Source organism: Pseudoruminococcus massiliensis, assembly GCF_900291955.1.
In the GTDB taxonomy this organism is placed as follows: domain Bacteria; phylum Bacillota; class Clostridia; order Oscillospirales; family Acutalibacteraceae; genus Pseudoruminococcus; species Pseudoruminococcus massiliensis.
Map to the genome: position 1 here is coordinate 219,016 of NZ_OLMR01000001.1, position 13,002 is coordinate 232,017.

Consider the following 13,002-nt stretch of genomic DNA (forward strand, 5'->3'; position numbering starts at 1 on the left):
CGCCTCCTTACTTTTTAGTTGTCATATAGAATGCTTCGATTTTTGCTTGCTCAGGGCTCATACCCTTTTCTTCAAGAACGAAGATAGCCTGCATCATCTTAGCATAATCATTTGGAAGAATCTTCTTGAACTTAGGCAGATAATACTCGAAGTTATCGAGTATTTCCTTGCCCTTAGGAGAACCAGTCGCATCAACATGCTGTTGAATAATATCTCTAAGCTCTGCAATGTCATACTTATCCTTAACACCGCCGATAGAAACAAGTTCCTTATTCATCTTCATATAGAGGTCGGAATCCTCATCAAGAACATAAGCAATACCGCCACTCATACCTGCGGCAAAGTTTTTGCCAGTTTTTCCGAGAATAACAACTCTACCACCAGTCATATATTCACAGCCGTGGTCGCCGACACCCTCAGCAACAGCGATTGCACCTGAATTTCTTACGCAGAAACGTTCACCAGCAACACCGCTGATAAATGCCTTACCACTTGTTGCACCGTAAAGTGCGACATTACCGATAATGATATTTTCATCTCTTTTGAAGTTAGAACCCTTTGGAGGATAAACCTTAAGCTTACCACCGGAAAGACCCTTACCGAAGTAATCGTTGCTATCGCCTTCAAGTTCAAGTGTTAAACCCTTTGGAATAAATGCACCAAAGCTCTGACCACCCGCACCATGACATCTTACAACGAAGAAATCATCATCAAGAGTATTATCGTGATAGCGTTTTGTAATCTCTGAACCAAAAATTGTACCAACTGAACGGTCTGTATTTGTAATATCAATATCAATAGATTTCTTGGTCTTATTTTTAAGAGCAGAACCGAGCTTCTTCATAATAACCTTTTCATCTATTGTCTTTTCAAGCTCAAAATCATACTTATCAGCAGGATTGAATATTCTTGGAACATCTTCTCCAACATAAGGATTACGGAGAATATTTGTCATATCAATCTTGCTTTCCTTAGAGCCACCCTCAGTTTCCTTTACTCTTAGGAGGTCGGAACGGCCAACAAGCTCATCAACAGTTCTTATACCCAGCTTAGCCATATACTCTCTGAGTTCCTGTGCGATAAAGTGCATAAAGTTTATGACATATTCAGGCTTGCCCTTAAATCTCTTTCTAAGTTCAGGATTCTGAGTTGCTATACCAACAGGACATGTATCGAGATTACATACTCTCATCATTACACAGCCCATTGTGACAAGCGGAGCAGTAGCAAAGCCGTATTCCTCTGCACCAAGAAGTGCTGCAACGAGAACATCACGACCTGTCATAAGCTTACCATCTGTTTCAATAACAACCTTAGAACGCAAGCCGTTCATAATAAGAGTCTGATGAGTTTCAGCCAAACCAAGCTCCCATGGAAGACCTGCATTATAGATTGAGTTTCTCGGAGCAGCACCAGTACCGCCGTCATAACCGGAAATCAATACAACTCCTGCGCCTGCCTTAGCAACACCGGCTGCGATTGTACCTACACCAGCCTCAGAAACAAGCTTTACAGAGATTCTTGCATTCTTGTTTGCATTTTTAAGGTCATAGATAAGCTGTGCAAGGTCCTCGATAGAATAAATATCGTGATGTGGTGGCGGAGAAATAAGACCAACACCAGGGGTTGAATGTCTTGTCTTAGCAACCCAAGGATAAACCTTCTTACCAGGAAGATGTCCACCCTCACCAGGCTTAGCACCCTGTGCCATCTTAATCTGAATTTCCTGAGCACTTACAAGATATTCAGAAGTTACGCCGAAACGACCAGAAGCAACCTGCTTAATTGCAGAACAGCGGTTAAGACCGTCCTTACCGATTGTAAGACGCTCAACATCTTCACCGCCCTCGCCAGAGTTAGACTTACCGCCGATAGTATTCATAGCGATAGCCATTGTTTCGTGAGCCTCTTGTGAGATTGAACCGTAAGACATAGCACCAGTCTTAAAGCGGTGGCAAATGCTCTCAACGCTCTCTACTTCATCAATAGAAATTCCACCATCTTCTGGGAAGTTGAAGTCAAGCAAGCTTCTGAGATTCATATGTCTGTCTTCTTTGTTGATAGCCTCAGAATACTGCTTAAACATATCATAGTTGCAGGTTCTTGTAGACTCTTGAAGAAGATGTATAGTTTCAGGATTATAGAGATGCTCTTCCTTGCCACTTCTAAGCTTATGACTGCCCGCACTATTTACTTCAAGAAGAACATTAAGTCCAAGTGGGTCATATGCTGCGGAATGAAGCTTCTCTGAACGCTTGCTTATATCATCAAGAGTAATACCGCCTACACGGCTTACTGTATTTGTGAAGTATTTGTCGATAACCTCTTTAGAAATACCGATAGCCTCAAAAATTTTAGAACCAAGATAAGAACGAATTGTAGAAATACCCATCTTAGAAGCAATCTTTACAATACCGTGAAGAACTGCTGAATTATAGTCATATACAGCCGCATAATAGTCCTTATCCAAAGCACCTGTATCAACAAGATTACGGATAGTTTCCTGTGCGAGATATGGGTTAATAGCACAAGCACCATAACCAAGAAGTGTTGCGAAATGGTGAATTTCGCAAGGCTCTGCACTTTCAAGGAGCATAGAAACAGAGGTTCTCTTCTTTGTAGAAACGAGATGCTGCTGAAGTGCTGAAACTGCAAGCAATGACGGAATAGCAACATGGTATTCGTCAACGCCTCTATCTGAAAGAATAAGAATATTTGCACCGTCTTTATAAGCTTTATCAGCCTTTAAGAAAAGCTGGTCAATAGCCTTAGCAAGGTTTGTATTCTTATAATATGTTAAAGGAATAACTGCCGGCTTAATTCCCGGAACATTCATATTCTTAATCTTGAGCATATCAGTGTTTGTCAAGATAGGATTATGAATTTTAAGGACATGACAGTTTTCAGGCTTTTCATCAAGAATATTACCATCAGAACCGATATAAACGCTTGTATCAGTAACTATCTCCTCACGAATTGCGTCAAACGGTGGGTTTGTAACCTGTGCGAAAAGCTGCTTAAAGTAGTTGAAAAGAGGAGCCTTTTCATCTGCAAGTGGAGGAATTGGTACATCTGCACCCATAGCCGCAATAGGCTCTGTGCCATTTTTAGCCATAGGAAGAATACTTGTTCTGATTTCCTCATATGTGTAACCGAAAGCCTTTTGAAGTCTTACAAGCTGTTCATCATCAAAGTGGATAACATTCTTATTAGGAATCTTCAAATCCTTGAGGTGAACGAGGTTGTTATCAAGCCATTCACCATAAGGCTGTCTATGCGAATAGTAGTCCTTAATATCAGTATCGTCAATAAGCTTACCCTTTGTTGTATCAACAAGGAGCATCTTACCAGGACGCAAACGCTCTTTTACAAGAACCTTTTCAGGTGGAATATCTATACAGCCAACCTCTGATGAAAGTACGAGGAAACCGTCTGTTGTAATATAATATCTTGATGGTCTAAGACCGTTTCTATCTAGAACCGCACCAACTATATCGCCATCAGAAAAGATAATTGATGCAGGACCGTCCCAAGGCTCCATCATTGTTGCGTAGTATTGATAGAAATCTCTTCTTGTGTTTGAAATTGTCTTGCTGTTTTCCCAAGGCTCAGGAATTGTAATCATAACTGCAAGCGGAAGCGGGATACCAGCCATCATCATAAATTCAAGAGAGTTATCGAGGCGAGCAGAGTCGGAACCGTTTGTATCAACAATCGGAAAAACCTTATCAATATCGTCCTTGAAAATGTCGCTTGAGATTGAATCTTCTCTTGCAAGCATTCTGTCGGCGTTACCTGTGATAGTATTAATTTCACCATTATGAACGATTATACGGTTTGGGTGAGCCTTCTGCCAGCTTGGATTTGTATTTGTACTAAAACGGCTATGAACAGTCGCAATAGCTGAAGTATACTTTTCGCTCTGAAGGTCATAGAAGAACTGACGAAGTTCTTTAACAAGGAACATACCCTTATAAACGATAGTTCTGCTTGAGAGTGAAACAACATAAGTTTCCTCGTTGCTCTGCTCAAAAACTCTACGAGCAACATAGAGCTTTCTATCAAAAGGGAGACCCTTTTCTACATTTTCAGGACGCTTAACAAAGCCCTGCATAATGTATGGCATACTATCGAGAGCTTTTTGACCGATAACAGAAGGATTTGTAGGAACTTCTCTCCAGCCGAGGAACTCCATGCCCTCTTTTTCTATAACGATTTCAAAAAGCTTCATAGCCTGCATTCTTTTTAGGTTATTTTGTGGGAAGAAAAACATTCCGACACCGTAATCTCTTTCTTCACCAATGTCAAAACCAAGCTTAGCTGTTTCGGTCTTAAAGAATTCGTGTGAAACCTGCAAGAGAATACCAACACCGTCACCAGTCTTGCCCTCTGCATCTTTACCAGCTCTGTGTTCGAGAGTTTCAACAATGCTCAAAGCATTGTCTACAACCTGACGAGATTTTATACCATTGATATTGACTACGGAACCTATACCGCAGTTATCATGCTCAAAACGGGGGTCATAAAGTCCCTGTTTTGCGAAAGGTTCCTGATTTCTGAAATTATCCATCAGAAGTAATTCTCCTTTACAGTTAATTTATAGGTCAAAAAATGCGTCCACCATTAGAGCCCATTCCCCATTTTGTGCGGAATGAGCCCAAATTGGTGAACGCCATTATTCCCAATACTCATTTACTCGTTTAGAATATCATATATATTCTTGTTTGTCAAGCTTTTATGCAATATTTTTTTATTAAAATTCATAATTCCAGTTAGTATATGATAGTTTCATAAAATTTCAACAATTTTTTTGCAAGAATTTTTCTTTTTATTTCAAGTGACAAACCGTTTAATAAGCCTTTAAAGTTCTTCTTGTTGATTCGGTAATTCATTGCTAAAGTATTAATTTGCGTCAATAAACTGTCTAAGCAAAACCGATTATGCGTCTTAGAAGCGACAACTCGCCACAAAGTTTTGCTCAAGCTTTTAAATAAAGCCTGCAGTGTCGAGGGAAGGAGTCCCTCGTGGATTTTAAATGTGCAATGCCTTTAAAATTCTTTACACCTTAAATTCGGACTTTGCTCGCACTAAATCACTAATATTGCTGACCAAATAAAATGGCGACGGATAAAATCCGTCGCTCAAAAGTAAGATATGTTAAGGATTTCGGTCTTAAAAACCATCAAAGGCTCAAGTGAAACTACATAAGCTACAAAGGTTTTATTTATTTTTCAACTCTATCTCTGTGACACACTTTAATATTTCCTCTTGTTCCTTCTGTATCTCTGGGTCATTAGAAAGCATTGGTTTTATATCCTTATGCTTTAAAACTCTATCCTTATAATTCTTGGTAATTTTATATACAGCTGGTGAAAGTACGATAACACCTACGAGGTTAGGTATCATCATCATTCCATTGAATGTATCAGATATATCCCAAGCAAGTGATGATGTCATAACCGCACCAAAGATAATTATAAGAACAAAGAATATCCTATATGCAAAGGTTGATTTTACACCGAAAAGAAATTCCCATGCCTTTGTGCCATAATGTGACCATCCAAGAACGGTTGTAAACGCAAAAAGGAAAATAGCAATAGCAATAAACATACTCCCTATATTTATACCACCTATTGAAAATACGCTATCAAATGCTTTTGCAACAAGTGTTGCATCGCCTGTTGTTCCCTCTGCAAGCTTGCCTGTATTAAGTTCAATTACTCCTGATGTTAAAATTACAAGTGCTGTCATTGTGCATACGATAATTGTATCAACAAAAACTTCAAATATTCCCCAGAAGCCTTGTCTTGCAGGCTCTTGAACATTAGAATTTGAATTAACCATAACAGATGAACCGAGACCTGCTTCATTTGAGAAAACTCCACGCTTAAAACCAAGTGTAATGACTTGAGAAATTGTCAAACCAACAGCTCCACCCCACGCTGCATTAGGGCTGAACGCAAATTTAAATATGGCAGTAAAAGCATTTCCTATTTGTGAGTAATTAACTCCTATAACTATAAGAGAAGCAACTATAAAGAAACAAACCATAAATGGAACTACTTTTTCAGCAAAAATTGCGATACGCTTAATTCCACCTATAATAATCAAGCCAGCAATAATCATAATTACCAAGCCAATGATAATCTTATATAAATCAGTGCCAAGAATACTTATATTTGAGAGAGCCTCTATCTTAAATGCACCTTCAAGGTTTGCAACTATCTTATTTACCTGTCCCATATTTCCTATACCAAACGAAGCAAAAATAGTGAATATTGCAAAAAGTATTGCAAGAACTTTTCCTAAAGTCTTGCAGTTTTTCTTAGCACCAAGTCCGTCACGAAGATAGTACATTGCTCCGCCAGACCATTCTCCATCAGCATTTTTCTTTCTATAATAGATACCAAGCACATTTTCGGAATAGCTGGTCATCATACCTACTATAGCTGCTATCCACATCCAGAATACCGCACCAGGACCGCCAGAAACTATCGCAGATGCAACGCCTGCGATATTACCTACTCCAACAGTTGCCGCAAGAGCTGTACATAATGCTTGAAACTGTGTAATTGATGCCTTATCATGATGAGAATGTCCCTTTACGCTCTTATGGAACATTTTTCCAATAGTCATTTTCATCCAATGCTTAATATGTGTAATCTGAAAGAATTTATTAACTAAGGTCATTATAATGCCTGTTCCTAAAAGCAAATAAAGACCTATTTTCATCCAGACAAAATCATTTATTATATCATTAATTTCTGAGACATTATCAAAAAAACTTTTGTCTTGACTGCAACCGCTCAATGTCATTAAAAGCAGGCTCGCCATTGCTAATAAACCAATTTTTTTCTTCATATTACTCTCCCTATTCCAAATTTATGCAAAGCTGTCATAAATTTTACAAATACAATAAAATTTTAACATAATTAAGCAAAAAAAACAATGTTTCTAAAAAAAAGAAATCCCCAATTATCAGGTAATTTCTGATAATTGGGGATTATATTTGCCTACTGTTTAGTTAATTACATTATTTTACATTAACTGTAAAATACTTTGTAACAGTCTTGCCTGTTGAGTCTGCAATCTTAACAGCATACTGATAGCTGATTGCACGAGCTGGCTTATGTGTGAAGCTTGTAGCTGTTGTTGTGCCTGTGAGAGCTGTCCAATTAAGGTTTGTCTGTGGCTTGCAGAAATACTTATACTTATAAGGAGCTGTGCCACCTGTTGCCTTAGCTGTCATTGTAACTGTCTGTCCTTTTGTGATAGCAGTTGCACTGATTGTTGAAGCATTTGTAAGAGTTGCAGCTGCACTTACCTTAATTGTGAAATACTTTGTGCTTGTCTTACCCTTTGAATCTGCAATCTTAACAGCATACTGATAGCTGATTGCACGAGCTGGCTTATGTGTGAAGCTTGTAGCTGTTGTTGTTCTTGTGAGAGCTGTCCAACCTGAAGCACCCTCTGGCTTGCAGAAATATTTATACTTATAAGGAGCTGTGCCACCTGTTGCCTTTGCTGTCATTGTAACTGTCTGTCCCTTTGTGATAGCAGTTGCGCTGATTGTTGAAGCATTTTTAAGTGTTGCAGCTGCACTTACCTTAATTGTGAAATACTTTGTGCTTGTTTTACCCTTTGCATCTGCAATCTTAACAGCATACTCATAGCTGATTGCACGAGCTGGCTTATGTGTATAGCTTGTTTCTGTTGTTGTGCCTGTGAGAGCTGTCCAGCCTGAAGCACCCTCTGGCTTGCAGAAATATCTATACTTATAAGGAGCTGCGCCACCTGTTGCTGAAGCTGTCATTGTAACTGTCTGTCCTTTTGTGATAGCAGTTGCACTGATTGTTGAGTTGTTTACAAGCTTTGTTGGAGCATCACTCTTATAAACATAGCTTACAGTTATTGTATCTGATGTATAAACGCCAGATGCGTTTGCTGGAGTAGAAGAAAGTGTATAGCCGTCAAAAGTCTTAGCTGTTGTTGTGTACTTATTAGTACCGTCAACCATACCCTTGAGTGTTTCCTGAGCAAGAACCTTACCGTCATTGCTTGTGTAAACAACATTTACCTTACCTGTTGGATAAACCTTTGCATTTTTAATCCAAACTTCTCCTGTTGATTCGTAGCCCTTAGCACCAGCTGATGGCTCCTGAACACCTGAACCGTTATTGAAGATAACCATTGCGGATTCTGTATCTGCTGCTTCACCAACGAACCAACCATCACCCTCTGCTGTCATCTGAGTTCCAGGCCACTTACCATTATACTCAGTAGCTGCTTTACCCTCTTCTGTATATGTATACATATATACAGATGACCAGTTTTTAGCATTGTAGTAGTGAATTTGAAGATTTGTAGGCTCTACATAGTTATACTTGAATACAACACTAATATTGCCAGACTTATATGTACCTGTTGCATTGCTTGTTTGTGTGAGGTCAACCTCATAGTTTTTGATAGTCTTAGGAGTTGCGGAATATGTTGCACCAATCTTGCCTGTCATTGTTGTAGCATCTGCAAGAGCAGCACCAGTTGAAGCGTCTACATAAGAAACTGAAACTGTACCAAACTTTGAAGCATCAAGATGATAATAGAAAGTAACCGCTGCATCTGTTTCTGAATATGTGCCAGATGTAGAACCTACTGTTTTTACAAGGTCATATGTTTTTGTAAGCTCAGCATCAGCAGAAACTGTGTAAGATTCACCGATAAGACCTACCATTGTCTGAGTCTTGAGAACTTCGCCATTATCTTGGTTGATATGCTTAACAATAACCTTGCCCTTAGCGCCCTGTGGCTCTTGGAGAAGTATTGTGCCGTTATCACCTGAATTAAATGTAACCTTACCACCAGAAACTACGCATGTTGTATCATCATACCAGTTTGTGATAACTGTACCATCGCCCCATACTGAGGAAACATCAATAGTAATATCCTTGTTTGCCTGAGCAAAGAGTGTAGCAACAATCTTATCTTCTACATCATTCTTGCTATATGTTCTTGAGAATGTGTAACCATTTGAAGAATCATAAGAAGAAATAACCTTGTGCTGACCTGCACCAACTGAAAGGTGGTTATTTCTGAATGTACCAACCTTCTGCCAGTGAGAAAGAACATCAGTATCAATAGAATCCCAGTTCATAAAGCCTCTGAATTGATGTCCTGCACCTGGGTCAACATTTGCAAAGCTGCTGTTTACCATAGGTCTGTTTGTTTCATCACCGTAGAAAATCTGAACAGCACCTGGAAGCATGAGGAAGAATGAACCAGCATACTTTCTGTCACCCTTTGCAAGAACTGTATCATGAGAAGAAATGTAGCTCAATACATTGAAGCTATCGTCATTGTTGATAGAGCTTGCGTATCTGCTATATGTGCTTTCAACAGAACCTGCAGATGGAATATTACTGCTATTTACAGCAGGAGCAAACTCAAAGTTAATCATTGAGTCGAAGCCACCATCTGTATAATATGGGCTCTTACCAACCTGATGACCGAAGCATTCACCTGTCATCCAGAAATCAAGGTCGTCAAGCTTCTTTGTTGGATTTTCCTGCTTCCACTCTTTAAGAGCAGCTACGCACTTAGTTTTAAGTATTTTCCATGCTGAAAGCTCAACATGCTTAGCAGTATCGCAACGGAAACCATCAACACCAAAGTCACGAACCCACTCTGCGAGCCAGTCTGAGAGATAACCTGTAACTGTGTTTGAAGCGCCATATTTGCTTTCTTTAGCGGCATATGTACCCTCTTTAGTCCACTTTGTTTTAAGAAGTTCAGGAAGTCCTACTTGATCGCTTGAACCTGTCTTAAAGTCAGGCAAGCCTGCGAGTGAACCTTCAATTTCGCCACCGCCTTCTTTATAGCCAGGGAGTCCGCAACGAACCCAGTCAGAGCCCCACCATTTGCCCCATAAATCAGCTCCAGCAGTATAGTCAATATAGCTGTGATAATCTGTATTATTAACATTTTGATGTGCATAATAGTATGATTCCCAGCCTGACTTTATAGCACCAAAACCAAACTCGTCCATATCCTTAAGTGTGTTATAACCTGAGTGGTTCATAACAATATCCATAACGATACGGATTCCATGCTCGTGAGCTGTATCAACCAAAGTTTGGAACTCTGCCTTTGTACCGAAGTTTGCATCAGATTCGGTGTAGTCAAGGACATAGTAGCCGTGGTATGAGTAGTGAGCAAAACTGTTTCCGTTGCAACCTACGCAATAACCATGAATCTGCTCATATGGAGCAGAAAGCCAAATAGCATTAACACCGAGGTCATTGAAGTAACCTTCATTGATTTTCTTTGTGATACCAGCAAAGTCACCGCCCTGAAAAGCTGCATACTGGTCATAGCTTACTTCATTACCCTCCTGGTCAAGACCTCTGCCGTAGCTATGGTCATTAGATGTGTCACCGTTATAGAAACGGTCTGTAAGTAGGAAGTAAACTGTCGCATTATCCCATGAGAATGGAGTCTCTGTTGAGCTTGCAGTAGTAGAAGCCGCATTTACTTCTGAATTCATTGCAGGAATAGAGCCTGTAACGAAGCTCGTAGCAACCATTGCTAAGGATAAAGCTGCACTGATGATTTTTGCACCAAATTTGCTTTTTTGTGTCATTTTTTTCCTTCTTTCTTAAATCTTGTCAAAATGTTTAATTAACCAAATGCTTATTTAAAGTAAGTTCCACCTCCGTTGTAGTAAAATTCCAATAAAAACTTACTATAACTGCACAATTTTTGCGCAGTTCACATATATAATTTAACCTTTTTTATTGCAAATTTAATTCTAAATAAGAAATAAAAGTTAGTTTTTACCTTACAATGCAAATTTCGCTCTTTTAAACAAACAAAATGCAATTTTTTTGGGTAAATATTCTAACGATTTCAAATTTTTACAAAACAACTGTATCTTATAAAAATGCACAAAAAAATCCCCTGTCTTTCGACAGAGGATTTCTTATAAGTTATATTAAAAATTAGATAAGCTCTATAATAGCCATCTCAGCTGCGTCGCCACGGCGTGGTCCAAGCTTAGTAATTCTTGTATATCCACCGTTCTTATCAGCATACTTAGGAGCAATCTCCTTAAAGAGCTTTTGTGCTACATCTTCCTTTGTGATGAAAGAAAGAACGAGTCTCTTATTGTGAAGATTATCTTCCTTAGCTATTGTAATGAACTTCTCAGCCAAAGAGCTGACCTCTTTAGCACGAGTTACAGTTGTCTCTATCTTGCCGTTCTCAAAGAGGAATGTTACCATTGCTCTGAGCATAGCGGTTCTGTGGGCAGTATCCCTGCCGAGCTTTCTTGTACCTGGCATAGATATTCACTCCTTTACCTTTTATTGAAGAATTATTCTTCCTCGTTTTGTAAACTGAAACCGAGACTTGTCAACTTCTCGACAACCTCTTCAAGCGATTTGCGTCCAAGGTTACGGACCTTCATCATATCGTCCTCAGACTTATTGATAAGGTCTTCGACTGTATTTATTCCAGCACGCTTTAAGCAGTTAAAGGAACGAACCGAAAGGTCTAGCTCCTCTATTGTCATCTCAAGAACCTTTTCCTTGCCCTTATCGTCTTTTTCTACCATAATTTCGGTACTGCTACCCTTATCAGATAGATTTACGAAAAGATTAAGATGCTCTGTGAGAACCTTCGCTGCAAGCGAAACTGCCTCTTGTGCATTTATAACTCCGTTAGTCCAGACGTCGAGCGTTAGCTTGTCATAGTCTGTGATTTGACCTACACGAGTATTCTCGACAGTATAATTAACCTTGAGAACAGGTGTGTAGATAGAATCAACGGGGAGAACTCCGATAACATTTTGTGGCATACTTGCCTTATTTTTCTCGGCAGAAATATATCCACGACCTCTATCAAGAGTAATCTCCATATTGAGTTTAGCTCCCTCGCCGAGTGTGGCAATGTGCATATCAGGGTTGAGTATTTCAACTTCGCTATCACACTTGATTGAATCAGCTGTGACATTGCAAGGACCTTCAGCAGAGATATTAACTACCTTAGGACCGTTGCAATAAAGCTTAGCTATAAGACCCTTCATATTGAGAACGATTTCTGTTACATCCTCTTTAACTCCGGGAATTGTAGAAAATTCGTGGAGCACACCATCAATCTTAATTGATGTTACAGCAACACCTTCGAGAGAAGAAAGAAGAACTCTTCTAAGGCTATTGCCGAGTGTGTTGCCAAAACCTCGCTCAAGAGGCTCGACTACGAACTTACCGAAAGTACCGTCCGTTGTAAGCTCGGCTGTGTCTATTCGTGGCTTTTCTATCTCAATCATTAGCTAACCTCCTTAACAGACAGCGGCATATGCCGCCAAAAAGTGCATCCTGCAATAATCGACCGGATTACTTGGAGTACAACTCAACGATAAGGTGAGCTTCTACATCATAATCAAGATCTTCAATGTTTGGCATACGAGTTACCTTTGCTGAGAACTCGTCTTTGTTAACCTCAAGCCAAAGTGGAACAATTCTTCCGTTTGTTTCTTCTACATTAGCCTTGAACTTAGGGCTGCTCTTGCTCTTATCTCTGAGGGAGATAACATCGCCAACCTTAATTCTATAAGAAGGAATATCTACTCTCTTACCGTTTACGAGGAAGTGACCGTGATTAACGAGCTGTCTTGCCTCTCTTCTTGTAAGAGCGAGTCCCATTCTGAAAACAACATTATCAAGTCTGGATTCGAGGCAAACGATAAGGTTATTACCTGCCTGACCTTCCATCTTAGAAGCGATTTCATAGTAGTGATAGAACTGCTTCTCAAGAACACCATAGATGAACTTGAGCTTCTGCTTCTCTTTGAGCTGGAGTCCGTATTCAGAAACCTTTCTTCTGCTATTAGCATTAGGATTCATCTTGGATTCCTTATTGATGCCGACAACGGCTGGGCTGATGCCCAAATATCTGCATCTCTTTAAAACTGGATCTCTCTGAACTGCCATTTATCTAAACACCTCC

The 13,002-nt window shown here is 39.5% G+C and carries 6 protein-coding genes; all 6 read right to left on the reverse strand.

Going from position 1 to position 13,002, the window contains the following annotated elements:
• Positions 1–7: 7 nt before the first annotated feature.
• Positions 8–4,570, reverse strand: a complete 4,563-nt coding sequence (gltB, locus tag C9914_RS00975) for a glutamate synthase large subunit (RefSeq protein ID WP_106762829.1) — start codon at positions 4,568–4,570, stop codon at positions 8–10.
• A 650-nt stretch (positions 4,571–5,220) separates the two neighbouring features.
• On the reverse strand, positions 5,221–6,861 hold the full coding sequence (locus C9914_RS00980) for an alanine/glycine:cation symporter family protein (protein WP_242972030.1): 1,641 nt from the start codon (positions 6,859–6,861) through the stop codon (positions 5,221–5,223).
• A 172-nt stretch (positions 6,862–7,033) separates the two neighbouring features.
• Positions 7,034–10,636 (reverse strand): alpha-amylase family glycosyl hydrolase, encoded by a 3,603-nt coding sequence (locus tag C9914_RS00985; RefSeq protein WP_106762831.1) that lies wholly within the window; start codon positions 10,634–10,636, stop codon positions 7,034–7,036.
• A gap of 358 nt (positions 10,637–10,994) precedes the next feature.
• Positions 10,995–11,336, reverse strand: a complete 342-nt coding sequence (gene rplQ / locus C9914_RS00990; protein WP_022264958.1) for a 50S ribosomal protein L17 — start codon at positions 11,334–11,336, stop codon at positions 10,995–10,997.
• Between the two features lie 32 nt (positions 11,337–11,368).
• Positions 11,369–12,322, reverse strand: coding sequence for a DNA-directed RNA polymerase subunit alpha (locus C9914_RS00995; RefSeq protein ID WP_022264959.1), 954 nt, complete (start codon positions 12,320–12,322; stop codon positions 11,369–11,371).
• Between the two features lie 67 nt (positions 12,323–12,389).
• On the reverse strand, positions 12,390–12,986 hold the full coding sequence (gene rpsD / locus C9914_RS01000; protein WP_022264960.1) for a 30S ribosomal protein S4: 597 nt from the start codon (positions 12,984–12,986) through the stop codon (positions 12,390–12,392).
• Between the last annotated feature and the right edge of the window lie 16 nt (positions 12,987–13,002).